Source organism: Streptomyces sp. NPDC002851 (assembly GCF_053591935.1).
The window spans coordinates 264,379-290,104 of the sequence record NZ_JBSFUT010000002.1 but is presented as its reverse complement, the minus strand read 5'-3'; the positions used below and the strand labels follow the sequence as shown (position 1 = coordinate 290,104).

At 69.3% G+C, this 25,726-nt stretch carries 23 protein-coding genes, 1 tRNA gene and 2 pseudogenes; 9 read left to right on the top strand and 17 right to left on the bottom strand.

Features of this window, described 5'->3' with window-relative positions; translation table 11 throughout:
- Position 1: 1 nt before the first annotated feature.
- A complete protein-coding gene (locus ACWD10_RS03215; protein ID WP_451086395.1) occupies positions 2-1,057 on the bottom strand; it encodes an energy-coupling factor ABC transporter permease in 1,056 nt (351 codons plus the stop codon).
- Positions 1,058-1,328: 271 nt separating this feature from the next.
- Between ACWD10_RS03215 and ACWD10_RS03210 the strand changes: the two genes are divergently transcribed.
- From ACWD10_RS03210 to ACWD10_RS03200, 3 genes are all read left to right on the top strand, one after another.
- Positions 1,329-1,709 (top strand): SsgA family sporulation/cell division regulator, encoded by a 381-nt coding sequence (locus ACWD10_RS03210; protein WP_451086393.1) that lies wholly within the window; start codon positions 1,329-1,331, stop codon positions 1,707-1,709.
- Between the two features lie 117 nt (positions 1,710-1,826).
- Positions 1,827-5,084, top strand: a complete 3,258-nt coding sequence (locus ACWD10_RS03205; RefSeq protein WP_451086391.1) for a S41 family peptidase — start codon at positions 1,827-1,829, stop codon at positions 5,082-5,084.
- A 76-nt stretch (positions 5,085-5,160) separates the two neighbouring features.
- Positions 5,161-5,337: a hypothetical protein gene (locus tag ACWD10_RS03200; protein WP_451086389.1), complete on the top strand. Its 177-nt coding sequence runs from the start codon at positions 5,161-5,163 to the stop codon at positions 5,335-5,337.
- Positions 5,338-5,412: 75 nt separating this feature from the next.
- Here ACWD10_RS03200 and ACWD10_RS03195 read toward each other — a convergent pair whose 3' ends face one another.
- Genes ACWD10_RS03195 through ACWD10_RS03185 form a run of 3 tightly spaced genes read right to left on the bottom strand, consistent with a single transcriptional unit; the run spans position 5,413 to position 8,899 of the window.
- Entirely contained in the window at positions 5,413-6,285 is an 873-nt protein-coding gene (locus ACWD10_RS03195; protein WP_451086387.1) for an SDR family oxidoreductase, read from the bottom strand.
- The gene (locus ACWD10_RS03190) at positions 6,282-7,289 is read right to left on the bottom strand and encodes an alpha/beta fold hydrolase (RefSeq protein WP_451086385.1); all 1,008 of its coding nucleotides are present in this window, start codon (positions 7,287-7,289) and stop codon (positions 6,282-6,284) included. The genes ACWD10_RS03195 and ACWD10_RS03190 overlap by 4 nt, the downstream gene beginning before the upstream one ends.
- Complete coding sequence (locus ACWD10_RS03185) at positions 7,286-8,899, bottom strand: flavin-containing monooxygenase (RefSeq protein ID WP_451086383.1); 1,614 nt, start codon at positions 8,897-8,899, stop codon at positions 7,286-7,288. Before ACWD10_RS03185 ends, ACWD10_RS03190 begins: the two co-directional genes overlap by 4 nt.
- 168 nt (positions 8,900-9,067) lie before the next feature.
- Between ACWD10_RS03185 and ACWD10_RS03180 the strand changes: the two genes are divergently transcribed.
- On the top strand, positions 9,068-9,754 hold the full coding sequence (locus tag ACWD10_RS03180; protein ID WP_451086539.1) for a MerR family transcriptional regulator: 687 nt from the start codon (positions 9,068-9,070) through the stop codon (positions 9,752-9,754).
- 9 nt (positions 9,755-9,763) lie between these two features.
- Here the strand turns inward: ACWD10_RS03180 and ACWD10_RS03175 are convergent.
- Positions 9,764-9,898, bottom strand: a pseudogene (locus ACWD10_RS03175) (exodeoxyribonuclease III); the annotation flags it as partial.
- A gap of 46 nt (positions 9,899-9,944) precedes the next feature.
- On the opposite strand from ACWD10_RS03175, the gene ACWD10_RS03170 reads away from it, so the two are divergent.
- From ACWD10_RS03170 to ACWD10_RS03155, 4 genes and pseudogenes are all read left to right on the top strand, one after another.
- Positions 9,945-11,504, top strand: coding sequence for a recombinase family protein (locus tag ACWD10_RS03170; protein ID WP_451086381.1), 1,560 nt, complete (start codon positions 9,945-9,947; stop codon positions 11,502-11,504).
- Positions 11,505-11,621: 117 nt separating this feature from the next.
- Positions 11,622-12,010: pseudogene (locus tag ACWD10_RS03165) on the top strand (tyrosine-type recombinase/integrase); the annotation flags it as partial.
- 498 nt (positions 12,011-12,508) lie between these two features.
- Entirely contained in the window at positions 12,509-13,606 is a 1,098-nt protein-coding gene (locus ACWD10_RS03160) for an AlbA family DNA-binding domain-containing protein (protein WP_451086379.1), read from the top strand.
- A 645-nt stretch (positions 13,607-14,251) separates the two neighbouring features.
- Complete coding sequence (locus ACWD10_RS03155) at positions 14,252-14,830, top strand: recombinase family protein (RefSeq protein ID WP_451086377.1); 579 nt, start codon at positions 14,252-14,254, stop codon at positions 14,828-14,830.
- On the opposite strand, the gene ACWD10_RS03150 is transcribed toward ACWD10_RS03155, so the two are convergent.
- From ACWD10_RS03150 to ACWD10_RS03135, 4 genes are all read right to left on the bottom strand, one after another.
- A complete protein-coding gene (locus ACWD10_RS03150) occupies positions 14,831-15,709 on the bottom strand; it encodes a restriction endonuclease (RefSeq protein ID WP_451086375.1) in 879 nt (292 codons plus the stop codon). It lies immediately after the preceding gene.
- 37 nt (positions 15,710-15,746) lie between these two features.
- On the bottom strand, positions 15,747-16,217 hold the full coding sequence (locus ACWD10_RS03145; RefSeq protein WP_451086373.1) for an NUDIX domain-containing protein: 471 nt from the start codon (positions 16,215-16,217) through the stop codon (positions 15,747-15,749).
- A gap of 4 nt (positions 16,218-16,221) precedes the next feature.
- A complete protein-coding gene (locus ACWD10_RS03140) occupies positions 16,222-16,962 on the bottom strand; it encodes a helix-turn-helix domain-containing protein (RefSeq protein WP_451086371.1) in 741 nt (246 codons plus the stop codon).
- 713 nt (positions 16,963-17,675) lie between these two features.
- Positions 17,676-18,470 carry an exodeoxyribonuclease III gene (locus ACWD10_RS03135; RefSeq protein ID WP_451086369.1) on the bottom strand — a complete coding sequence of 265 codons (795 nt, stop codon included), beginning with the start codon at positions 18,468-18,470 and terminating at the stop codon, positions 17,676-17,678.
- Between the two features lie 30 nt (positions 18,471-18,500).
- Here ACWD10_RS03135 and ACWD10_RS03130 point away from each other — a divergent pair, with 30 nt between their 5' ends.
- Positions 18,501-18,980 (top strand): GNAT family N-acetyltransferase, encoded by a 480-nt coding sequence (locus ACWD10_RS03130; RefSeq protein WP_451086367.1) that lies wholly within the window; start codon positions 18,501-18,503, stop codon positions 18,978-18,980.
- A 125-nt stretch (positions 18,981-19,105) separates the two neighbouring features.
- On the opposite strand, the gene ACWD10_RS03125 is transcribed toward ACWD10_RS03130, so the two are convergent.
- The 8 genes from ACWD10_RS03125 to glp all read right to left on the bottom strand — a co-directional run bounded on the left by ACWD10_RS03125 (position 19,106) and on the right by glp (position 25,726).
- On the bottom strand, positions 19,106-20,359 hold the full coding sequence (locus ACWD10_RS03125) for an ATP-binding protein (RefSeq protein ID WP_451086365.1): 1,254 nt from the start codon (positions 20,357-20,359) through the stop codon (positions 19,106-19,108).
- A 65-nt stretch (positions 20,360-20,424) separates the two neighbouring features.
- A complete protein-coding gene (locus tag ACWD10_RS03120) occupies positions 20,425-20,886 on the bottom strand; it encodes a hypothetical protein (protein ID WP_451086363.1) in 462 nt (153 codons plus the stop codon).
- Between the two features lie 150 nt (positions 20,887-21,036).
- Positions 21,037-21,110, bottom strand: a tRNA-Ala gene (locus ACWD10_RS03115).
- 74 nt (positions 21,111-21,184) lie between these two features.
- A complete protein-coding gene (gene sepX, locus ACWD10_RS03110) occupies positions 21,185-22,543 on the bottom strand; it encodes a divisome protein SepX/GlpR (protein WP_451086361.1) in 1,359 nt (452 codons plus the stop codon).
- 168 nt (positions 22,544-22,711) lie between these two features.
- Entirely contained in the window at positions 22,712-23,341 is a 630-nt protein-coding gene (locus tag ACWD10_RS03105) for a GNAT family N-acetyltransferase (protein ID WP_451086537.1), read from the bottom strand.
- On the bottom strand, positions 23,338-23,841 hold the full coding sequence (locus ACWD10_RS03100; protein WP_451086359.1) for a MogA/MoaB family molybdenum cofactor biosynthesis protein: 504 nt from the start codon (positions 23,839-23,841) through the stop codon (positions 23,338-23,340). Before ACWD10_RS03100 ends, ACWD10_RS03105 begins: the two co-directional genes overlap by 4 nt.
- On the bottom strand, positions 23,838-24,317 hold the full coding sequence (gene moaC / locus ACWD10_RS03095; RefSeq protein ID WP_451086357.1) for a cyclic pyranopterin monophosphate synthase MoaC: 480 nt from the start codon (positions 24,315-24,317) through the stop codon (positions 23,838-23,840). Before moaC ends, ACWD10_RS03100 begins: the two co-directional genes overlap by 4 nt.
- Positions 24,318-24,391: 74 nt before the next feature.
- On the bottom strand, positions 24,392-25,726 hold the full coding sequence (gene glp / locus ACWD10_RS03090) for a molybdotransferase-like divisome protein Glp (RefSeq protein WP_451086355.1): 1,335 nt from the start codon (positions 25,724-25,726) through the stop codon (positions 24,392-24,394).

Below are 25,726 nucleotides of genomic sequence, written 5' to 3'. Positions count from 1 at the left end.
GTCAGACAGTTTCCTCGACCTGAACGTCCGCGTCCTGCGCGGTACGGCGACGGCGTACCGCCCAGAACACCCCGGTCCCCGCGAGCACCGTGGCGCCGACGCCGATCACCCCGGCGAGGCCGACGGAGAGCCGCTCGTCGGCGACGCCGAAGAGGCCGTAGTCGGCGAGCGGGGAGTCGGCGGCGGCGTGCTCCTCGGCCTTCTGGTCCATGCCCTTGTCCGCGGCGACCTTCTCCAGGCCGTCAGGGCTCGCGGAGGCGTAGAAGCTGACGAAGCCCGCGAGGACGACGGAGGCGACCAGGCCGACCACCCACACCTTGCGCGGGGAGCGCGCCGGGGCCTCGGCCCGGGCGGACGGGGCCGGGGCCGCGTCGACCAGTTCGCCGCCGACCCGCAGCTTGAGCGGTGCGGTCAGGCCGCGGGCGCCGTACACCAGGTCGGGGCGTACGGCGATGACGGCGCCGACGGTCGCGGCGGTGATCGCGGCCTCGCCGAGGCCGATCAGGGTGTGCACGCCGACCATCGCCGTGAAGACGGTGCCGGCGGGGACGTACGTCGTGCCGCCGAGTGCGTACATGCCGGTGAAGGCGGTCGCGGCGGCGGGCACCGAGACCAGCGCGGCGACGAACGAGGCGATGGTCACCGAGCGGCGCTTCTTCGGCAGCGCCCGCACCAGGCCGCGGAAGATCGCGTAGGCGACGAGGACGGTGACGACGCCCATGTTCGTGATGTTCACGCCGAGCGCGGTCAGGCCACCGTCCGCGAAGAGCACGCCCTGCATGAGCAGCACCACGGAGATACAGAGGACACCGGTGTACGGGCCGACGAGTATCGCCGCGAGGGCCCCGCCGAGGAGATGTCCGCTGGTGCCCGCGGCGACCGGGAAGTTCAGCATCTGCACGGCGAAGATGAACGCCGCGACCAGACCGGCGAGCGGCGCCGTGCGCTCGTCCAGTTCCTTGCGCGCGCCGCGCAGCGACACGGCGACGGCGCCCGCCGCGATCACACCGGTGGCGGCGGAGACGGGCGCGTTGATGAATCCGTCGGGTACGTGCATGAGGGCTCCGCTCTTCCTGCTCTCGGGCCTCTGCTGCGGGCCTCGGCCGAAATAACCAGCTGAACAACCGGCCGCGGGACCGGCTGAATAGCCGCTTGATAATAGTGCCCTCTTGCGAAGTGGTTGCAAGAGCGCCCCGGACACAACTAGCCCTGGAGCCAATCTCCCCGCATATGGGACATTGGTAGAGGAACACGGCAACGGCGCCGTGGATCGCGACCGCCGCGTGAGGCAGCCGTCGCGAGGCCGCTCGAGTACGAGGAGCCCCCTCATGCCGGACGTCGTCGATGAATTGGCGAGGGCACATGTGGTCACCGACACCCCGGACGGCCCCCGAGCGGTCCGGGTCACGCTGCACTACGACCCGGCGGACGCCCCCGGCACGGTGCGGCTCAGTTACCCCGGCGCCCCGCGCGAGTACTACCCCGACCCGCCGCGCGAGCACGAGTGGACCTTCGAGCGCGACGTTCTGGAGCGGGGACTCAAGGCCCCGACCGAGAGCGGCGACGTACGGGTCTGGCCGTGCGGCCGGGCCCAGACGGTGATCGAGTTCCACACCACCCACGGGGTGGCGGTGCTCCAGTTCGACTGCTCGCCGCTGCTGCGCTTCCTGCGCCGTACGCATGGAATGGCGGCTTCCCTGCCTCACTGACGGCTGACGGCTGACCGTTCACGGCGGACGGTTCGCGGACGGCCCCCGAAAGAACCCGGCAAAGAAAACCGGGGAATCCAAGTTGCCGCACCCCTCCGCCCGGAAAAGCATGGTTCCGTGAGTGATGCCGCATACATCCGTTTCCCCCACCTCCACGGCGACCTCCTCTGCTTCGCCGCCGAGGACGATCTCTGGGTCTCCCCCATCGCCCCGGAGGGCCGCACCCCGGAGCGCGCCTGGCGGGTGACCGTCGACCGGACCCGGGTCGGACACCCCCGCTTCTCGCCGGACGGGAGTCAGATCGCCTTCACCACCTGGCGCAGCCTCGATCCGGAGGTGCATGTCGTCCCGGTCGACGGCGGGCCCGCGCGGCGGCTCAGTTACTGGGGCAACACCGACACCAAGGTGTGCGGCTGGGAGCCGGACGGCGACATCCTCGCCGTCACCTCCTACGGCGAGCCGTTCTCGTACTACACGTTTGCCTACACCGTGGCGACCGACGGCTCCCCCGGCCGCAAGCTGCCCTGGGGCCCGGTCGACGACATCGCCGTGGCCGACATCGACGGCGAGCGCCGCACCCTGCTGCTCACCGGCAGACCCCCGCACGAACCGGCCGCCTGGAAGCGCTACCGGGGCGGCGCCACCGGCCGCCTCTGGCTGCACGGCAAGCGGCTCCTCGAAGACCTCGACGGTCACCTGCACTGCCCGATGTTCGTGGCCGGGCGGATCGCGTTCCTCTCCGACCACGAGGGCATCGGCAATCTGTACTCCTGCGCCCAGGACGGCTCCGACCTGCGGCGGCACACCGACCACGACGCGTTCTACGCCCGGCACGCCACGTCCGACGGCGCGCGCGTCGTCTACCAGTGCGCGGGCGACGTATGGCTGCTCGACGACCTGTCCCCGGACTCCGTACCGCGCAAGCTGGACGTGCGCCTCGGCGGGCCGCGCGCCGGGCGGCGCCGCTACCAGGTGCCCGCCGCCCACCACATCAACGCGCTGTCCGTGGACGAGACCGGGCGGGCCAGCGCGGTCGTGGTGCGCGGCAGCCTGTACTGGCTCACGCACCGGGACGGCCCGGCCCGCGCCATCACCGACACCCCGGGCGTACGAGTACGCCTTCCGGAGATGCTCGGCTCCGGCGGCCAGGTCGCGTACATCACCTCCGCCGAGGGCGCGGACGCCATCGAGATCGCCTACCTGCCCCGGGCCTCCGGCGACCGGCCGCCGCGCCGCCTCGCCTCCGGCGTGCTCGGCATCGTCCAGGAGATGGTGTCCGACCCGGAGGGCGAGCGGCTCGCGGTCGCCTCCGACGACGGGCGGCTGCTGCTCATCGACGCTACCGAGGAGTCCAACGGCGAGGTCACCGAGGTGATCCGGTCCACCAACGGCCCCGTGCGCGACCTCGCCTTCTCGCCCGACGGGGCGTGGCTGACCTGGTCGCACCCCGGGATCGGCCGCACGCTGCGCTCGATCAAGATGGCCCGGATCGAGGGTCCGGGGACGCGCACCCTCGTGGACGTCACCAACGGCCGCTTCGAGGACGAGAACCCGGTCTTCACCAGCGACGGCCGCTATCTGGCCTTTCTGTCCTGGCGCGGCTTCGACCCGGTGTACGACGTGCACACCGGCGACCTCTCCTTCCCGCTCGGCTGCCGCCCGTATCTGGTGCCGCTCTCCTCCGCGACCCCCTCCCCGTTCGCGTACTCGCCGGACGGGCGGCCCGCCGCGGGCGGCTGGGACACCGAGGAGGCCGACACCGGTGGCGAGGGCGCCGTCACCGTCGAGGTCGAGGGCCTGGAGAACCGGGTGACGCCGATTCCGGTCGCCGCCTCCAAGTACTCGTCGCTCCACCCGGTCAGCGGCGGCGGCCTGGTCTGGATGCGCTGGCCGATCTCCGGGGCGCTCGGTGAGACCTTCGCCAACCCGGCGGATGTGTCCGGCCGCCCGAACCTGGAGCACTTCAACATCTCCAAGGCGAAGAAGACCGAACTCGTCGACCACCTCGACTGGTTCGGGGTCAGCGGCGACGGCACCCGCCTCGTCGTCGTCGACGAGGGCGACCTGCGCGCGGTGCCGTCCACCGAGTCCGGCGACAGCGACTCCACGGTCTGGATCGACCTGCGCCGCATCCTGCACGAGGCCGACCCGGGCGCCGAGTGGCGGCAGGCGTACGACGAGGCGGGGCGGATCATCCGCGCGTACTTCTGGGACCCGGGGATGTGCCGCATCGACTGGGACGCGGTGCTCGACCAGTACCGTCCGCTGGTCGAACGGGTCGCGGCGCCCGACGAGTTCGCGGATCTGCTCCGCGAGGTCCTCGGCGAACTGGGCACCTCGCATGCGTACGTCACCCCGGCCCGCCGCAACGAGGGCCCGCCGCACTACCAGCGCGCCCAGGGCCTGCTCGGCGCCAACTTCGTCTGCCGGGACGGGAGTTGGCTGGTCAAGCGGATCCTGCCGGGCGAGTCGTCGGACTCCAAGGCCCGCTCACCGCTCGCGGGTGCGGGCATCCGCGCGGGCGCGGTGCTCAGCCATGTCGACGGCCGCCCGGTCGACCCGGTCACCGGCCCGTATCCGCTGCTCGCGGGCTCGGGCGGTTCGACGGTGGAGCTGACGTTCCAACCGGCGGAAGGTGAGGGCCGGTCGCGGCGGGTCGCGGTGGTCCCGCTGGTCGACGAACGCCCGCTGCGCTACCAGGACTGGGTGGCCAAGCGCCGCGCGGTCGTCCGCGAGCTCAGCCACGGCAAGTGCGGCTATCTACACATCCCGGACATGGGCGGCTCGGGCTGGGCCCAGTTCAACCGCGACCTGCGCATGGAGATGTCCCGCCCGGCCCTGATCGTCGACGTACGCGGCAACGCGGGCGGCCACATCAGCGAGTTGGTGGTGGAGAAGCTCACCCGCACGATCCTGGGCTGGGATCTGACACGCAACGCCCAGGCGGTGTCGTACGCCTCGCACGCACCCCGGGGCCCGGTGGTCGCGCTCGCGGACGAGGCGACCTCCTCCGACGGCGACATGATCACGGCGGCGTTCAAACTCCTCGGCCTGGGGCCGGTGGTGGGCCAGCGCACCTGGGGCGGCGTGGTCGGCATGACCGGGCGGCACCGGCTCATCGACGGCACGGTCATCACGGTCCCGATGAACGCGGCGTGGTTCGACGCGTACGGCTGGTCGGTGGAGAACAAGGGCGTGGAGCCGGACCTCGCGGCCCTGCGCACCCCGCTGGACTGGGCGGAGGGCCGCCACGCCCAACTCGACGACGCGGTCCACGTCGCCCTCGACCTCCTGGAGCAACACCCGGCGTCGGTGCCGCCTGACTACTCGGCCGTACCCGACCGCCGTCGACCCAAGCTGCCGCCGCGCGCATGATCGAAATGCGTGGAATGTCCGCCCGTGCAAGGCTGATCGAGGCCCAACCACCTCACCCACAACGGGAGTAAACCTCATGGGCATGAAGGACCAGTTCCAGGACAAGGCCGAGCAGCTCGCCGACCAGGCCAAGAAGAAGATGGGCAAAGAGAACGACGAGCGCTCGCAGCAGGAGCGCGAGCGCGACCGGCAGGAGACCGAACGTCTGGCCCAGGAAGAGCAGGACCGGTTCGACCAGGACTACGACGTCTGACGCGCACCGAAGGGGGCGCACCCGGAGCACTCTCGCTCCGGGTGCGCCCCCTTGGTACTGCTTGGACTACCTGCCTCAGCCCCGCGAAGCCTCGTCCGCCGCGCCTCCGGCGCCCACGAGCCCCGTACCCACCTCGGAGAGCCTCGGCTCGAACCTCCGTACCTCCCGCTGCCCGACGGCAGCGATGAGCGCAGGCAGATACCCGCGAATCCCCTGCATCCCCCGCAGCCACCACTGCGCATACACATGCGCAGACCGCCGCTCGATCCCCGCCACGATCCGATCCACCGCGGGCCCCAGCGGATACGTCTTGTTGGACGGCCACGGCAGCCGCTGCCGCAGCTCCCGCATCACGTCGTCCTGGTCGGCGCCCCGCACCATGTCCGTATCCGTCCAGGACAGATACCCGACCCCGACCTTCACGCCCTTGTACCCGACCTCGGCCCGCAGCGCATGCGCGTACGCCTCGACGCCGGACTTCGACGCGCAGTACGCCGTCATCATCGGCGCAGGCGTGATCGCCGCGAGCGAGGCGATCTGCAGCAGATACCCGCGGCTCTCCATCAGGACCGGCAGAAACGCCCGCGCCGTCACCGCGGACCCGATCAGATTGACCTCGATCACCCGCCGCCACGCCACCGGATCCGACTGCACAAAGGGCCCGCCACTGGCCACCCCGGCGTTGGCGACGACGATGTCGACCTTGCCGAAGCGCTGCTTGACGTCCTGCGCGACCCGCGCCATCGCCTCGTGGTCGGTGACGTCCGCGTGCCAGCAGTCGCTCTCGGTGTGCAGCCGCTCCGCGACCTGCTTCATCAGGTCCGGCTCCAGGCCGACGAGCGCGATCTTGGCGCCCCGCGCCGACAGCTTGCGGGCGAGCAGTTCACCCACCCCGCGCGCCGCTCCGGTGACGACGACGACCTGACCGTCCAGGCTGACCTTGCTCATACGCTCCCCGCTCCCTTACCGACCTCGGATTCCTCGTGCCCGTGCCCGTGTCCGTGCCCGTGCCCGTGCCCGTGCCCTGTCCTGTCCCGTACGTACGCGTCGACGAGCTCCCGGATCCGCCCGGTCACCGCCTCCGGCGCCTCCACCGGCGTCATATGGCCGAGCCCGGCGAGCTCGGTGAGCCCCACGCAGTGCGGCAGTTCCGCGACCAGGCGGTGGGCGTGCACCGGCGGCGTGAGCCGGTCCACGGTCCCGGCGACGACCGCGGTCGGCACCGCCAACTCCCGTACTCCGTCGAGCAGTTCGAGCTCGCCGAGCACATGCGACCAGCCGTACCGGGCCCGCCGCGGGCACGCGTGCACGATCCGCGCGCACACGTCGACCTTCGCCGGAGCGGAACCCGGCCCCATCGTCGCGTACCGCAGAATCCGCTTGGAGACCGGAGTCACCGGCCCGAGCGGCAGCCGCGACCCGAGCACCGACCGGGTGAGCCGGGTCCGAAGCCGCCCGGCCCGCAGCGGCAGCACCCGCGACTCGGCCACCAGGTCATGCGCTCCGGTGCTGCACAGCAGCGCGGCCGCCGCGTGCTCGCGGAACTTGGGGCGCGCGGCGGCGGCCATCAGCGTCATGCCGCCCATGGAGTGCCCGGCGAGCACGGCCTTCTCACCCGGCTCGAGGGCGGTGGCGAGCACCGCCTCCAGGTCGTCGGCGAGCGCCCGGGTGCTGTACCCGGCGGGCCCGGCGGGGGCGGGGCTGCGCCCGTGCCCGCGCTGGTCGTACGCGATGACGCGGTGGTCGGCCGCCAACTCCCGTATCTGCGCGGCCCAGAAGGCCGTGGAGCAGGTCCAGCCGTGCGCGAGGATAACGGCCGGCGCGGCTGTGTCCTCGACAGGCCCGTGCACCTCGACATGAAGGCGGGACCCGTCCGCGGAGACGGCGGTCAGCTCGCGCGCGGCGGGCGGCGGTGCGAAGGGCCCGGACGCGCCTCGGGTCAGCCTGCTCATGCGCCTGCCTCCGATGTCATCTCCACGGCCCCTTTTTTCTTCGTACGTCCCTTGTTCGTACGTCCCTTGTTCGTACGCCCCTTGCTCGCGTCCGTCGGTACGGACTGGAGCGGGACCACGGGGGCGGACGGGCGCAGCACCTCGTACTCCCCCAGGTCGACGCGGCGCGTGGCATTGCGGAACTCGGTCGTCGTGCCCGGCCACAGCGTGGTGTTGACGCCATGGGCGTCCAGGTACCAGCTCTGGCAGCCGCCCGTGGTCCACACGGTCCGCTCCATCCGCTCCTGGACACGGCGGTTCCACGCGGTCACCGCCTCCTCGCGCGCGTCAAGCGCGGCCCGGCCGTCCCGGCCGCCGAGGAGGTCCAACTGCCGCAGATAGTCGGCCATGTAGTTCAGCTGGGACTCGATCATGAGGATCATCGAGGAGTTCCCGAGCCCGGTGTTCGGCCCGATGACCGTCATGAAGTTCGGGAACCCGCTGGCAGTGGCGCCGCGCAGCGCCTTGATCCCGCCGCTCCAGCTGTCCATCAGGGTGCTGCCGTCGTCGGCGACGACGCGTTCGGCGATCGGCATGTCCGTGACGTGGAAGCCGGTGGCGAAGACGATCGCGTCGACCTCGGCCTCCGTCCCGTCGGCGGCGATCAGCGTATGGCCGCGCACCTCGCGCAGCCCGCTCGCCACCACGTCGACGTTGGCCTGTGCGAGCGCCGGATAGTACGTGTTGGAGAGCAGGATGCGCTTGCAGCCGATGCGGTAGTCCGGGGTCAACTTGTCCCGCAGGACGGGGTCCTTGATGGCGCGGCGCATGTTCGCCTTGGCGAGGCCCTCGATCATGCCCAGCTCGTTCGGACGCTTGGTGAACGCCTGGACCTGCAACTCCCGGATGCCCCAGAGCACGCCGCGGCGCAGTGCGGTGGTGAACGGCAACTGCCGGTGCAGCCACCGCTCCACGCCGCTGATCTTCCGGTCGGCCCGCGGCATCACCCACGGCGGGGTGCGCTGGAACAGCGTCATCTTGCCGACCTTGGCCTGTATGGACGGGACGATCTGGATCGCGGACGCCCCGGTGCCGATGACGGCGACGCGCTTGCCGGTGAGGTCGTAGTCGTGGTCCCACTGCGCGGAGTGGAAGATCTTGCCCTCGAAGGTGTCGAGGCCCTGGATGTCCGGGAGTTGCGGGTCGGAGAGCGGCCCGGTGGCGGAGACGACGACGTCGGCGGTGAGCGACCCGGCGCTGGTCGTCAGCTCCCAGCGCAGCTCGCCCGCGTCCCAACGCAGTTGCTTCACCTCGGAGTCGAACCGGATGTGCGGCCGCAGCCCGAAGGTGTCGGTGACGTGCTCCAGGTACTGACGGATGTGTTCCTGCCCGGAAAAGGCGCGCGGCCAGTCCGGGTTGGGCGCGAACGAGAACGAGTACAGATGCGAGGGCACGTCACAGGCGCACCCCGGATAGCTGTTGTCCCGCCAGGTGCCGCCCACGGCACCGGCCCGCTCCAGGATCACGAAGTCCGTGACGCCCTCGCGGCGCAGCCGCACGGCGGCCCCGAGCCCGCCGAAGCCGCTCCCGATCACCGCTACGCGCACATGCTCCGGTTCGTGCTCACCCATGCCGCCGCCTCCCCAAGCTCATGACTATGCCAGTAATCACTGGCGCAATGGGGAGAGAGTAGAGCAGCGTCGTACTCATGGGTAGGGGTTGGAACCGGGAATGTTACCGGCGGTATTGCATAGGCTCCCGTCGTGGCAGACGAAGCAGCGGAAGACTCAGCAGAGGACATGGCAGGCAAGGCGGGAGACCCGACGATCCGCGAATACCGCATGACGGAACTGGCCGAGAAGGCCGGTATCACCGTGCGCACCCTGCGCTTCTACCGCGAGCGCAAGCTGCTCCCACCACCCCGCCGCGAGGGCCGCCTCGCCTGGTACGACGACCACCACCTGGCCCGCCTGCGCACCATCGCCGCACTCCTGGAACGCGGCCACACGCTCAGCGCCATCGCCGACCTGACCGAGGCCTTCGAGTCGGGCCGCGACGTCGGCGCCCTGCTCGGCCTGACCGGCGGCGCCCCCTCCGGCCCCACCGAGGAGACCCCGGTCCACCTCACACCGGAAGAACTCGCGGACTACTTCGAGGGCGAGGTCACCCCGGAAAACCTCCAAGCCGCCCTGGACCTCGGCTACATCGGCACCGACGGCGACGAGATCGTGCACATCTCCCGCCGCCTCCTGGACGCCTCGGTCGCGCTCGTACGCGAAGGAGTCCCGCTCTCCGAGGTGATGACGGCGGGCCGCCGCGTCCGCGAACACGCCGACGCCCTGGCCGAGTTGTTCACGTCGATCATCGGCACCCACAAGCCGGACGCCACCATGGAGACCCTGGAGAAACTCCGCCCCCTGGCCAAGGCCGTGGTGGAGGCGGAACTGTCGATGGCCCTGGACCGCCGCCTGAGCCGGGAGTCGTGACCGTACGGCTCAGAGCTCGTAGACCACGGTCACCGGCGCGTGGTCCGACCACCGCTCGTCATGACTGGCGGCCCGCTCCACGAACCCCTTCACGGCCCGCTCGGCGAGCCCGGGCGTCGCCACGTGGTAGTCGATCCGCCAGCCCATTAATGGGGAGACACAGTTAGCTGTCTGGGGGACGATCATGCGCATGAGCGGGGAGAACACGGGGCCGCGTGGCCTGCGCGCGCTGATAGCGATACGCCTGAGCGTGAAGACCGACGAGACCACCTCACCGGCCCGCCAGCGAGAGGCGGGTGAACTGGCGGCGTCCCGCCTGGGCGCGGAAGTGGTCGGCTACGCGGAGGACCTGGACGTCTCCGCCAGCAAGACAACGCCGTTCCAGCGCCCGGAACTTGGCGACTGGCTGGCCCGCCCGGACGACTACGACGTGATCATTTGGTGGCGCTTGGACCGCGCGGTCCGCTCCATGGCCGACATGGCGGACCTGGCCCGCTGGGCGAAGCAACACGGCAAGCGTCTCGTCTTCGCGGAGGGCCCGGGAGGCACCGCCCTGGAACTGGACATGACCTCGGTCATGTCAGAACTGATCATCATGCTCCTGGCGTTCGCGGCCCAGATGGAGGCCCAGGCCATCAAGGAGCGCGTGACGGGCGCGAACGCTGCCCTGCGGGCCGCAGGACGCTACGCCGGAGGTCTGCCGCCGTACGGGTACAAGCCCATGCCACTGGCCAGCGGGGAAGGCTGGACGCTGGCACCCGACCCGGAGCGCGTGGAAGCCATAGAGACCATGATCCGCATGCTCCTGGACGGAGACACCCCCAACGCCATAGCGGCGCACCTGAACGCCACGGAGGTCATGACGCCCCGGGACTGGAACGACACCCGCCAGGGCCGCACCCCCAAGGGCCGCAAGTGGGTCAGCCAGACGGTCAAGCGGGTGCTCCTGTCCCCGTCGCTGCTCGGCCACCAGGTCCACAACGGGGCCACAGTTCGGGACCGCAAGGGCAACCCCGTGATGATCACAGACGACCCGATCCTGACGAGTGAGGAACGCGACCGCATCAGATCTGTGGTGGAGGCCCGGGAGGGCGGTCCGAGGGGCGACCGTAAGGACACGGGCGCGCTGCTCCTGGGGGTGCTCCACTGCGCGGGCTGCCAAGGCCGCATGTACCGAGTCCCCGCCCACGGTTACGCAGTCTACGTCTGCCGAGCCCAGGCACGCGGCTTCACCTGCAAGGCGCCAGCAGCCATCAAGCAGGAGTGGGCGGAGGAGTGGACGGCCGGCGAGATGCTGCGCCACTTCGGGCACATGAAGGTGACCGAAAAGGTCACGCACCCTGGTTACGACCCAGGTCCGGAACTCGCAGAGCTGGAGGAGGAGTTGCGCGGCCTGTATGCCACCAAGGACACCCGACGGTCCGCCATGGGCCGGAAGGTCTGGCAGGAACAGGTGGACGCCTTGGAGCGCCGCGCGGAAGCCCTGGAAGCAACGCCAGCCACACCGCCTCGCGTCGAGGAGCGAGACACGGGCAAGACGTACCGGGACCTCTGGAAGGAGCGGGACGAGAAGGGGCGCCGCCGCCTGCTCCTGGACGCCGGCGCACACGTGGAATGCGCCAAGGGCACGCGTGGAGGACGCCCACACGACATGAAGGACCGCGCACTCAAGCGCCTGAGCTTCGACGTCGGACGCCAGGAGAACCCGGAGGCACTGACCCTGGAGACGGCCGCACTCGACGCCGACTGAGCCCCCGCCCCGCGCACGGCCCACCCACGAACCACCTTCGGTGGGTGGGTCGTTGGCGTGCCAGGGTGGCCCACCCGACGGAACACGCCAAAGCGGCCCTTAAGGGGCACTACTGAACTCAAAATCGCGCCACTGCGCTGGCACCGGATGCGACAGGCCGCTGCCCGGGCCAAGGCGGGGGAGAGGTGGCAGGAGTCCGGCTACGTCTTCACTACCCGCACCGGCCGCCCGGTCGAGCCCCGGAACGTCTACCGGTCCTTCACCCGCGTCGCCCAGTCCGCCGACCTCCGAGTGATCCGACTCCACGATGCGCGGCACGGCACGGTCACGTTCCTCACTGCGGCAGGGGGCGCCCCGCGTCGTCAAGGAGATCCTCAGGCACAGCCAGATCAGCATCACTATGGACGTCTACAACACACGTCGTGCAGGACACTCAGCGTGAGGCCATGAGCCACATGGACCGGCTGCTCAGGAGGCGCCCCGGTCGTCAAGACCATAGACGCTGATGTCAGCCATGGATGTCAAAGGCCCACCACCTACTAAAACTAGTAGGTGGTGGGCCTTTGACCTGGTGCCCCCGGCGCGAGTCGGACAGCATCTGTACGGGGAGGTGCGGGCCACGTCTTGGTGATCGTGGGGAGTGTGGAGGTACCACGCCCGAACGTCCGACAGCGCCAGGAGAATCGTTGACACCGGCATTAGGAGCTCATGGTCACGAGTGCTCGGCCTGATCGTGCCAGGGGTGCCTCTTCCGAGCCGGACCGCTCAAGATTGCTGCTGTCCGCTGCTGTTGATGTCAGCTGTGTATGTCACGAAGAGGGTCGCCAGGGGTCCTCGGCGATCTGCCCACATGTCCCACTGTCCTGCGGCGGCACGCCTCCACGAGTCGGGTTCCACGGAGCCGTCCACCGTGTTCCCGCGCACTGAATAAGGAGGGCGGCGGAGCGCGAGGAATGCGACACTAGCAAATACTGCATGTTGCCGTGGGTGGGGAGTTTGCCGCAGTGGACGTGACCTGGAATGCAGAGCTGCAGGCAGTGGTGATTTCGGACGGTACAGTCGTCAGGGAAAGGAGTGGTTGCGATTTTATGCGCGACTCCATAGCTGCCGTCACTCTCAGCTCCATTCATCAGGCCTTGACGGACTCCGCTATTGTGACCGGCCATAAGAACCCCGACGGCTACCCCGTCGATTTTTGCGTTATCTCCACGCCGCACGATAGATGGGCTCGCGCATACGCTCGCGAGGAGAATCCGCGTCAGTATGAAAACTTCTCGCTCAACTCGGACGGCGAGCTGACCTTTATCTTCTCGGTCAGGCATCAATTCGTCCGAACTTTGGAGGAATTCGAGGAGCGTTCGACGCTTTACCTTCGGCGACTTTCTGTGCGTGTGGAAAGCGTTAGGTTCTGCGGAGGCGGCCCGATTGATCCGCTGGGGATCGAGGTCGAATTGCTGCCCCCGCTCGATTGGACGGTATCCCGGTGTGCTGAGGTCTCGGAAGGCTTGCGGGTGTTGTTGGGTCACCGTGATGCGACCCCCGACACACCCCTCGGCGCTTATACCCTGCTCCTGGCCGGTAAGCCGGAGGCACTGTTGGGTCAACCGGAATCGGACTGGCTTGAAGCGAAGCGGAAGAATTACGGAATATCTTCGCGATCGCAGAAGTATGAATTTGCCTGCGATGTGACGTCCTTGGCCAACTCGACTGATGGTGGAATTCTGGTTGTCGGTATCGGGACTGAGCGCGATCGTGTTGGGAGGGACGTTCTGAGTGAGGTTACGCCCTGCAGGCCCGGCACTATTCTGGTGCAAACTTACGCGCAAGTGCTGCACGAGAAGGTTGTACCTTCGATTGAGGGGCTAAAGATTGAGGTAATCTCCGTCGATGGTGGAGATCTTCTGGTCGTTCATGTTCCGCCTCAGCCTGAAGAGTTTAAGCCATTCCTGGTTAAGGGGGCAATAATTTCCGAACGCGTGACTGGATCGCACTTTTCCATTCCGCAACGGCGCGGGTCTGACAAGTTGAGCATGAGTGCAGAGGCTGTTCATTCCATGCTCGTAGCTGCTCGTGCGGTGCTGAGGGCGAAAGATTCTCAGTGATTGCCGCGAGCTCCCGGCGAGTCGGGCGGTCTGTGGACCTGCTCGGTAAAGCACGACGTGGGGCCATGATCTTCGTGGCCCACCCCATGGTGTCTAAAGCCGTGGAGCCGACCGCCCCAGCCACAGCGGGGTTCTTCCACCTTCTGCCCGCAGCCGCGAGCGCGCCGCCGGGCGCGGCCAGCCGGGGCGAAGACAGGAGGCAGGCCGCGCCGAAGACGGTGCGCGCCCGCGCCGTGCGCGGGCCTTGATGAAGTTACGACGACGATCCCAAGAACCGTCGCCGCCGGGTCGTCCCGTTGCCCGCGCTGTGCATCGTGCTTCGCCGTACAACTTCCCTATGGTTTCCCCTAGGGAAGTTGTACGGCGAAGCACGGTTTTGGCTTCACCTCCTCGATGGGGGACGGGGTGGGGAGTGCCCCCTCCAGCTCGAACCCGGGGACCGCTGAGTCTCAGCAGCTCCAAGGCTGTACGGGTTCACAAGGGTGCAAGACGGCAGAGAGTAGCCAGCGGACAGGCGTCCAAAAACGATTGTTTCTGAGACACCTTGCCAGCCACCCCAGACGCACCGAAATCGTGTCCACAACTCGTCTCACAACCCATTCGAACCTATTGTCGTTCTGAGACGAGTTATGAGACAGTTGGGTCATGGCGGGGAACACGGGACACCTCATCGGCTACGCACGGGTCAGCTCGGATGAACAGGAAGCACAGCTTCAGCTCGATGCGCTCCAGGAGGAGGGCTGCGCGCGGGTCTTCACGGACAAGACCAGCGGCAAGACCACCGACCGCCCGGAGCTGGCCGCCGCACTGGACTACCTCCGCCCTGGCGACACTCTGTGCGTCTGGAAGCTGGACCGCTTCGCCCGCTCACTGATCGACCTGGTGACCATGGTTGACGGCCTGAAGGAACGCGGGATCGGCTTCAAGGTCCTGACAGGCGCACTGGCGAGCATCGACCCGAACACCCCGGACGGACGTCTCATGCTGCAAGTGGTCGGCGCCATGGCGGAGTTCGAGCGGTCACTCATCAAGGACCGGACCCGCGCCGGTCTTGAGGCCGCCAAGGCGCAGGGCCGTACGGGAGGGCGGCCGGCTGTCATGGACGCCGACAAGCTCGCCGCCGCCAAGGCCCGCAAGGCCAAGGGCGAGAGCGTCACGGCCATAGCCAAGGCCCTTGGAGTGAGCCGCGCGACGCTCTACCGGGCGCTAGGTTCAACCACCTGACTATCTGCCACGCCTCCTGGAGGCGCCAAACTTACGACTGCGGCCACCCTTATGGGTCTCCCCTTCAAACTTCGCAGAAATGTCGACCATCGAGTATTCACGAGCAAGCTCTCTAGCGGTCCACCCCTGACAGATCATCTTAGGTCGACCCTCCTCATCATCAAATGGCTGACAAATCGCGAACTGGCGCCCTTCACTGTCAGCCATGAGCATGAGGAACCTCAACGCAGGCTGCTCAATACCCCGAACACAAACTTCCGGAGACTCGCCGTAGTAGAGCTTCCAGAACAACTCGGCCTGCGGCTTCGAGAAAAACAGCGGGAATGCTCCAGCAGGATTTCCCCCCTTCGCGTGCACCCCGCCCTGGCGATCACTACCAGGTTCCTGCAGAAGGCACCAAACACCCGTGGTGTGCCCTTCTTCTTGCCGCATCAGAGTCCAGAAGGGTTGACCGACAGCTGACTCATCAGGCATGGCAATCGGCGAGATCATGGACGCAATGACACTCCCGAGGTGCGGCAAGTCACCCCCGCTGTAGTGCACGACCCCGTGATCTTTAAGATACTTCTTTGCAGCAGGTTGAAATCCACTCTTCGAGATGAAGATTCCGATAGTGCTCGGCAGGTCGCGAATTTTTCCCACGAAAGCAATCGCATCATCACGCTCCACCGGCCGACGAGTGTCCTTACACTCAATTGCAACCCGATGATGCACTCCCGCCACATCAAATTCATAGAAAACATCGATGTTGTAGGAGTTTCCGTGATTATCGAAGACGGTCGCCCTCCTGGAGACCGAGATATTCTTCCCCTGGGCGCCCAGCAGAGTCTCGTAGATAAATTGAACGTAACTCTCGAAGGTCTCACCTGTGTTTGGCATGTGACGTAAGTCCTCACCAGCTTGCTGCTCAGTTCGACTACCCCAGGTAAGGAGCGTCCCGATCTTCCATGTAGTGCCAAAGCCTCAGCCTCTGCGTGTGGTGCATAGGCAGGGAGTCCAGTTCCGCAGGCTCCACGAAGCGGAGTTCAGTGCTCTCGTCCGAGATGGCCAACTCCCCGCCGACGACCCGCGCCGTGAAGCACACGTTGAACTGTCGGCGCACCTCTCCGTCGCTGTAAGCGATGATGTGCCGAGGGTCCGTGTACGTGCCGACAAGGCCGGTGACCTCCACGTCCAGGCCCGTCTCCTCCTTGACCTCCCGGACGGCCGTGCCGGGCAGCGAGTCCCCCATGTCCATCCCGCCGCCCGGGAGTGCCCAGAGGTCGTTGTCACGGCGCCTTTGGAGCAGGATGCGCCCCTGGCCATCGGTGACCACGGCGGAGGCCGCCACCACCAGGCTGTTGGGCTCCGGCGCGTTCGGGTCGTCGTAGTACTCGGTGCGGGCCATGGGCTCACCCTTCCACGGGTCGGGCGACCTCCCACACGACGCTGAAGCTCGCCGCGTAGGTGTCGAACATGCCCCCATCAACGTTCCGGCGCAGATGCCACACGGGCGCACCGTAGGCGTTCGCACCCCACACATGGGCATTGACCAACATCTGATCGTCCGCGCGATACACGCTGTTGTAGAGCGTCGTCCCATGCGTCCGCAGCTCGATCCCGGGGACGCCCGCCAGAGGCTGGTAGTGCAGGAGGGCCAGCCGACAACGTGACTCGATGCCATGCCCGAACCGCTCCTCCTGGCCACGCTGTTGGACGTTGGGGCTCTCCGCGTCGCCCACGGCAATGCGAACCGCGCACCCGTCGGCAGCGCGCTCCCGTAGCAGGTCATTGAGCCTGGGGTACGCCTCGTGCAGGAACACGGCCGCGTACACCAGCACATCGATCCGCTGGCGGGCCTGCGCGAGGAGTTCCACGAAGACCGACACTGGCAGGTCGGCCCGCTGGCCGTACAGCGCTACAAGTTCGGGGCTCACCGCTCGCGCGGCCCGTGCTTGGCGCAGAGACGGCCACAGCGCGTGCACGTCCTCCCCCAGCGCCTCAGCGGCCTTGAGGGCCGTCGCCCGCCTCGGAGTCCGGCCCAGATTGACCCACCGTTCAACCGACTTGGGGTCGACGCCCGCCGCATCGGCCAGACCCGCGTGGGTCCACCCACCAGAGGCCATGACGGCCCGCAGACGCTCATTCGGCACGGTCCGCGCCTCCCCTCTCCCGGACACCCTTGAGGGACGTTCTACCCCCTGCGGGACGTCCCGAAGTGGGAAACGTACGAGGTTCCTCCGTCCCAGCGGCCCACGGGACGATCACGCCAGTGAGAAACGAGGGGACGGCGACGATGTGATGGCCAACACGACCAAAGCAGAGACGATCGCAGGGCGCTGGGAGTACGTCACGTACGCGCCCCAGGGAAACCAGTGCTCCGCCTGCATGCAGCCGATCAAGAGACTGGAGCCCGTACACCGAGGCACGTTGGAGCCTCCCTCGGGACCACCCGTCGTGATCTACCGCCACGCCGACAGTTGTCCGGGAGCCACGAAGTGATCACGCGTGCGTACATCGGCCAGCGCGTCGTGGACGATGCCGGACGCATTGGCGTCCTGCGCGACGTGATCCGGGACTACGAGGACCCGTCCGACCTTCCGGGGAAGCGCCGCAAACGCCCCACGGCGTTCTTGCGCCCCGAGGGCGGGGGCACGGAGTGGCTGGTCCCGCCGGGCAAGGTCTGGCCGCATAGACCCCGGTCCGCCGAGCGACGGCGCTAGGACGGCTCGACGGACCGGACCGCCCCCATGCCGTGAAGCAAGGTCCCTGCTTCTTCGAACAACTTCCTTGATGGATCTCTTAGGGAAGTTGTTGAAAGAAGCAGGGACCTTGCTTCATCTTCGGGCCTCCGAACGCGCCTTAGCTACACGTCGAACACGGCCGTGACCGGTGCGTGATCACTCCACCGCTCCGCATGGCTGGCGGCCTTCTCCACGTACGCCTTGACGGCCTTCGTTGCCAGGCCGGGCGAACTGACAATAAGGTCAATGCGCCAGCCGGAGTCGTTGTCGAAGGCCCGCCCGCGGTACGACCACCACGAGTACGGCCCGGCGTCGTCGTCCGCGTGCAGCGCCCGCACCACGTCGACGTACTCCTCGAAGACCTCGCTCAGCCAGGCCCGCTCCTCGGGCAGGAACCCGGCGTTCTTCTTGTTGCCCTTCCAGTTCTTCAGGTCGGCCTCGCGGTGCGCGATGTTCCAGTCACCGCAGACCACGACCTCGCGCCCGTCCGCGGCGGCCCGCGCCTTCAGCTCCTTCAGATACGGCAGGAACTCGGCCATGAACCGTTCCTTCTGGTCCTGCCGCTCGGTGCCGACCTCGCCCGAGGGCAGATACAGGCTCGCGACCGTGACACCGGGCAGGTCCGCCTCGACGTACCGCCCGCTGGCGTCGAACTCCTCCGACCCGAAGCCGATCCGCACCGCGTCCGGCTCGCGGCGGGTGTAGAGCGACACCCCGGCACGGCCCTTGGCCTCGGCGGGTGCGTGCACGACGTGCCATCCCTCGGGCTGCCCGACCCCGTCCGGCAGCTGCTGCGGCTCGGCCCGCACCTCCTGGAGACAGATGGCGTCGGCGTCGGTCGCGGCCAGCCACTCGACGAAGCCCTTCTTGGCGGCGGCGCGCAGCCCATTCACATTCACAGAGGTCACAGTCAGCACCCCGACACCGTACCGGCACACTGGATTCCTATGGACATACGACCGGTCGCCTACGACCACCCCGACGCTGTGAAGCTCAGCACCCAGGTCCTGCTCGAGTACGCGGCGCGCTACGGCGACCCGGAAGGCGACGCCACCCCGCTCGACCCGGCGATGTTCACACCCCCACGCGGCCTCTTCCTCGTCGCGTACGACGCCCACGACCGCCCCGTCGCCACCGGCGGCTGGCGCACGCAGGACGAAAACGACGAGGGGTACGCCGACGGCGACGCCGAACTCAAGCGCATGTACGTGGTCCCCGAGGCCCGCGGGACGGGCCTGGCCCGCCGCATCCTGGTCCTCCTGGAGGAGGACGCGCGTGCTGCTGGCCGCACCCGCATGGTCCTGGAGACCGGCACCAGGCAGCCGGAGGCCCTGGCCTTGTACGCATCGGCGGGCTACGAGCCGTGCGCGAAGTTCGGGTACTACCGCTTCCACGAAGAGAGCCGCTGCCTGGCGAAGCCTCTCTGAGTCTTACCGCTGTGGGCAGTCGTTCCGCAGGGCGAGTGGGGTCTCCCCTGCTCGAACGAAGTTGAGAGCTTGGGGAAGGGTGGGCACAGCCCCCGTCGCCGGACGCCCCTGCGGACGGCTCAGGCCTATGCCCGCACGGACCCCCTCAGATCAAGAACCGCCAACGCCCCGCCCCCGGAGGGATTCTCGAACCGCAGCCGCGCGCCGAGCACCCGCGCCTGCCCCTGCGCAATGGTCAGCCCAAGACCGAGCCCCTTGTCCCGCTCCCCCGTACGGAACCGCTGCGGCCCACCCGTAAGCACAGCCTCCGGAAACCCGGGCCCGCAGTCCCGCACCCGTACGACCCCGTCCGAGACCTCCACGGACACCGGCACGGCCCCATGCCGCAGCGCATTGCTCACCAGGTTGGCCACCACCCGCTCCACCCGCCGCGGATCGGTCTCGACCTCGGCATCCCGCACCACGGTCACCATCACACCGTCCGCCCCGTTTATTCTGTTCGTCCCGTTCATCCCGTCCGCCCCGGCGGCACCGGCGGCACCGGCCGCGGCCGCATTCCGCACCAGCGCCCCGAGCCCGCACACCTCCGCCTCCGCCTGCTCCGCCGAGACATCGAGCCGCGCCACCTCGATCACGTCATCCACCAGCTCCCGCAACCGCTGCGCACTGCCCCGCACCAACTCCGAGGGGCGGCCAGGAGGCAGCAGCCCTGCGGCGGTCACCATCCCGGCCACCGGCGTCCGCAGCTCGTGTGCGATGTTCGCGGTCACCTCGCGCTCGGCCTGGAGCCGCGCGGCGAGCGCGTCGGCCATGGTGTTCACGGCCGTGGTCAGCCGGGTGATCTCGTCCTTGCCGTGCAGCGGAAGCCGTGCCGTCAGATCCCCGTCCGCGATCCGCTGCGCCGTATCCGCCGAGGCGGTGAGCCGTCGCCCGAGCCGTGTGGCGACGAGCAGCCCGGCCACCACGGCCAGGGCCGTCCCGATGCCCCCGGCCATCCAGAGCACCCGGTCCAGATCCCGTACGGTCGCGACCTCGCGCTGATACGGCCGCCGCAGCGCGACGACATCGTCACCGTCCTTGCTCGCCGCCCACAGCCACGGCATCCCGGTGGAGTCCTGCTCCAGATACACCCCCCACTGCCCCTGCTCCACCGCCTCGCCCAACGACTTGGGCAGATCCGGCGGGTTGACCAGGCTCGACGCGGCATCGACCCCGGCCGCGTGATCCTGCACGGCGGTCTGCAGCCGGTCCCCGATCTGCCCCACGGCGCCCTCGAACTGCGCGTCCACGCTCCGGTGGTGCACGAGCAGCCCCATCACCACGGACACCACGGCGGCGGTACCCGCGATGGCGATCCCGATCTTCGTACGCAGTCCCATGGGCCTCTCAGAACACCAACTCACAACGCAACCGGCTCAGCACGCCGACGGAGAACGACACCGGCTCAGAACGTCGGCACCGTCAGCCGGATCCCCTGAAGCTGCACCCGCACGGCCTCCTTCGGCAGCTCCTCATGGGGTCCCGGTTCGACCGTGGCCCGCCGGTAGTAGGCGACCCGCTCCTGCTTCTCGAGCCCGCTGAGCGTCACGGTCACGTCGTACGGCTTGTCGTCACACCCCGGCAGACACCAACTGCCGCTCAGCTTCCCGGAGGCCCGCGCCGTCGCCCCGCCCCAGTCCCCCCAGCGCAGCTCGGAGAGCGAGACGAACTCGGTGAGCCCGATCGAGGTCGGCCGCCGCAACGGCTGCCCCATCGAGTCGGCCACATACACGGGCCCGGTCACCTGCGAGGGCGTGACCCTGGGCCCCTGCACATACAGCCCCCGAGGCTCGGCACAGCCCGCGAGCACCGCGACGAGCAGCACGGCACCACAGACGGCGACAACCGGACGGAAGCGGCACAGCATCCCTCAAAGGTAGCCAGGCACCCGCCCACCCCGTATCAGCCCTTCGGCCCACCCCACCCGGGCCGTTCGACCCACCCCACACAGCAGAAGGCCCCGGAAACGACGAAGATCCCGCCCGATCTTTCGATCGGACGGGATCTCCTTTGCAAGTGGACCTGAGGGGATTTGAACCCCTGGCCCCCTCGATGCGAACGAGGTGCGCTACCGGACTGCGCCACAGGCCCTTGCAACGAGAGAAACCTTAGCACCCCCGTCGGGGTGCTTGGAAATCCGTTCCCCGCTGGTCAGCTACCGGCGTTCACTCGTTGGCAGCCCGGGGCCGGTCACCGTCCGCGTACTGGTCGAACAGCGGGGTACGGCCACGATCCCGCCGACGCCGCGCACCGGCCCGGCGCCCGGAAGCCGACCCGGTGGAGCCGGAAGCCCGGCGCTCCGCGCCACCCTCGGCGCCCTCGGCACCCTCGGCGCCCTGGCCGGACGGGTCCTCCGCGGCGCCGGTTGCGCCGCCCTGTGCCGCCTTGCCGCCACCACGGGCGTCGCGGCTGTCACGGCTGTCACGGCTGTCACGGCTGTCACGGCTGTCACGGCTGTCACGGCTGTCACGGGCAGCGGCGCCGCGGGCGGCAGCGTCCCGCGCGCCCTTCGTCGGCTCCGCCGCGCTGGACCGGGCCGAGCTCCACGTGTCCGGGGCGCCGAGGTCGACGCTGCCGCTGGCGCGCGGGGCGACCGGTGCGGTGACGTAGGTCGGCAGCGGGACCGGCACCGGCTCCCAGCTGTCGCCGCGGGCCGCACCCCGCTCCCGCTCGCGCTGCTGGTCGACCCACTCCGCGTGGTCGGTCTGCTCGACCAGGGCACGCCGGTCGGCGGCGAGCGAGGAGACCCCGGGGCCGGAGGGCTCCGGCTGCCCTGCGTACCCCTCGTCGCCCCCCTCCCCGGCCTGCCGGTCGTACCGCTCACCGGCGGCCGCACCCGCGGAGCGCCGCTCGCCGGGGCGCCGCTCGCGCAGCCGCTTCGCCGCGGCCTCGGCGCGGCGGCGGTCCATCGTGTACGTGTAGCGGCGACGCTCCTGGGCGCGCAGATGCGCGATGTACGCGCTGAGCAGTACGGCGGGCACGGCCGGGGCCCACAGGAAGGCGAGCCCGCCCACGGCGGCGACGACCGAGCCGAGCGTGAAGGCGAGGAAGAGGATCACCGTGGTGCGGCGGCGCCGGGCGAGCACCTTGGAGCGCCGGGCGCGCGCCGCGGCCTCGGCAACGGCGCGCCGCTCCGCCCGCTCCTCGGCGCCGGACCGCTCCCGCTGCTCCTGCCGCCCGGAGCGCTTGCTGCCGTGCGGGGGCGCTGCGCCTTCAACGTCCGGAGCGTCCGGAGTGTCCGGAGGCACGGCAAAGGCCCGGACGTCGACGGCGCCCGTGAGGGCTTCCGTGACAGCGTCCGGGTCGGCTTCGGCCGAGGGTTCCTCCCCCTCGGTCCGCGTCCGCAGGCCCTTGGCGTACCGGCGCTCCATCCCCGCCCGTCCGGAAAGCAGCCGGATGGCGGTGCTGAAGCGTTCCGTCGGACGAGCTTCATTGAGCTCGTCCTGCCTACGGAGCCACATCGGCACCAAGTAGGCGGCCCAGGCCCCGACGATGACTGCGTAGATGAGGCCGCTGCTGCTCACACCTCACACGGTAGAGGGGTTTGCGTGAGGCCATCTGCCAATTGGCCCGGTGTGTCGCACGATCTGGCTGATATCTCGAAACTTTTTTGTGACTGATGCGATCAGCAGCCTTCGATTGGCGCCCCGCGATGCCATATTCGCGGTCAACTACCGGCTTTTTTCGAACACTTATTTTATTTCGGTGTTTCGAGGTCGTGACCGGTGCCAGCGGTTCAGCAACCCTTCCGGGGCCTCTTCCGCGGTGAGCGCGAAGACGAGATGGTCCCGCCAGCCGCCGTCAATGTGGAGATAGCGTGGGCGAAGGCCCTCCTCGCGGAATCCGAGTTTCTCCACGACCCGACGGCTCGGCATGTTCTCGGGGCGAATGCAGACCTCGATGCGGTGCAGTCCGACCGTACGGAAGCAGTGGTCCACGGCGAGCGCCACCGCGGTCGGCATCACGCCGCGGCCCGCCACCGACTCGTCCACCCAGTAGCCGATATGGCCCGAGCACATCGAGCCCCAGGTGATTCCCGCGACCGTCAACTGGCCGACCAGGCGCCCCCGGTACTCGATGACGAAGGGCAGCATCCGGCCCGCGTTGGCCTCGGCGCGCAGATGACGGACCATCTGCCGGTACGTCGGGCGGTGCACCACCGGACCGCTGGGGCCCGGCGGCGGAATGGTCGCCTCCCAGGGGCGCAGCCAGTCGCGGTTGCGCCGGTTGACCTCACGCCAGGCGCGCTGATCGCGCAGCTTTATGGGGCGGAGGACGATATCGCCGTCCGCCAGCACGACGGGCCAGGAGGTTAGGTTCAGCTCTCGCTCCCGTGGGATCCGCTGTCCGGTCTTGGGTGATCGCCGCCGTGGATCTGCTCGACCGCGTGGACCAGGATTCCTTCCAGTACGGCGAGGCCGTCCCGGACGCCGCCGGACGAGCCCGGCAGGTTCACGATCAGAGTGCGGTCGGCGAGTCCGGCGAGGCCGCGGGAGAGCGCGGCGGCGGGCACCTTGTCCCGGCCGAACGCCCGGATGGCCTCGGCGATTCCCGGCACCTCGCGGTCGAGGACGGCCGCGGTGGCCTCCGGGGTGCGGTCGGTGGGGGTCAGGCCGGTGCCGCCGGTGGTGAGGATGACGTCGTACCCGGCCTCGACGCCCGCGCGCAGCGCCGCCTCGACCGGGTCGCCGTCGGGCACGACCTGCGGGCCCTCGACCTCGAAGCCCAGGCCGCGCAGGCCCTCGGCGAGGATCGGGCCGCCCTTGTCTTCGTACACCCCGGCCGCCGCGCGGTTGGACGCGGTGACGACGAGTGCCTTCACGACCGGCTCCACTTCCCGGACTTGCCGCCCGTCTTCTCCTCGACGCGGACGTCCGTGATGACCGCGCCCTTGTCGACCGCCTTGACCATGTCGACCACCGTGAGGGCCGCGACCGAGACGGCGGTCAGGGCCTCCATTTCGACCCCGGTGCGGTCGGTGGTCTTCACGGTGGCGAGGATCTCGACGGCGTCGTCGGCGACCGACAGATCAAGCTTGACACCCGACACTGACAACGGGTGGCAGAGCGGGATCAGGTCGGGGGTGCGCTTGGCTCCCATGATGCCCGCGATGCGCGCGGTGGCGAGGGCATCGCCCTTGGGTACGCCCTCGCCGCGGAGCAGCTCGACCACGCGGGGCGAGACGAGGACGCGGCCGCTCGCGCGGGCGGTGCGCGCGGTCACGTCCTTCTCGGATACGTCGACCATGCGGGCCGCGCCCGCCTCGTCGATGTGCGTCAGTCGCTCGTGCGTGCTCATCTGCCTGCGCTCCCCGTCGGGCCCGGTGGGGCCTGTCTCGTGTGGGCAGACACGGTACCCGTACCGGGGCGGGTTCACCCGAGGAGGATCACGTCCACGGCGGCGCCGGGGGCGACCTCCGTGGTCTCCTCCGGGACGACGATCAGGGCGTTGGCCCGGGCCAGGGCGGCGATGAGGTGGGAACCGGCGCCCCCTACGGGAGTGACCGTCCCCTGTGCGTACGTCCCGCGCAGGAACTGGCGCTTCCCCTTCGGGGAGGACAGCGGCCGGTCGGCGCGCAGCTCGGCGCTCGTGGTGGGGCGGCTGACGTCCTTGAGGCCCATCAGGGCGCGGATGGCGGGGCGGACGAACAGCTCGAAGGAGACGTACGAGCTGACCGGGTTGCCGGGCAGGGCGAGCAGCGGGGTGTGGTCGGGGCCGATGGCGCCGAAGCCCTGCGGCTTGCCGGGCTGCATGGCGAGCTTGCGGAACTCGACGCCGCTGCCGCCGCTGCCGTCGCCGGACCACTCCCCGGCGTGTTGCAGGGTCTCCTTCACCACGTCGTACGCGCCCACGCTGACGCCGCCCGAGGTGACCAGGAGGTCGGCGCGGATCAGCTGGTCCTCGATGGTGGCCCGGAGCGTCTCGGCGTCGTCGGCGACGGCGCCCACACGGTAGGCGATCGCGCCCGCGTCCCGCGCGGCGGCGGTGAGCGCGAAGCTGTTGGAGTCGTAGATGCGGCCCTCGGTCAACTCCTCGCCGGGCTGGGTGAGTTCGCTGCCGGTGGACAGGACGACCACGCGCGGGCGCGGGCGCACCCGGACGGTGCCGCGGCCGATCGCGGCAAGGAGACCGATCTGCGGCGGGCCGAGGACGGTGCCCGCGGCCAGGGCGCGCTCACCGGCCTTGACGTCGCTGCCCCGCGCGCGTACGTGCGCCCGGGCCTCGGCGGGGCGGTGCACGCGGACCTCGCCGGTGGCGCCCTCGGGGGCGGCGCTGTGCGGGGCCATGGTTCCGGCGGCGCCCTCGCCGAGTCCGCCATCGGTCCACTCGACGGGTACGACGGCCTCGGCGCCGGGCGGCAGCGGAGCGCCGGTCATGATGCGGGCGGCCTGGCCCGGGCCGACGGTCAGGTCACCGGGGGAGCCCGCCGCGACGTCCCCGATGACCTCGAGGACGGCGGGGAACTCCTCGGTGGCGCCCGCGACATCGGCGGTACGGACCGCGTACCCGTCCATCGAGCTGTTGTCGAAGGGCGGCAGCGAGACGGGCACCGTGATGTCCTCGACCAGGACGCAGCCCTGGGCGTCGAGCAGCTGCAGCTCGATCGGCTCGAGCGGGTGGACCGCGCCGAGAATGTCGTCCAAGTGCTCGTCCACCGACCAGATGTGGGTCGGGTCGGTGGCGGTGGCCGTCGTGCTGCTGCTCAA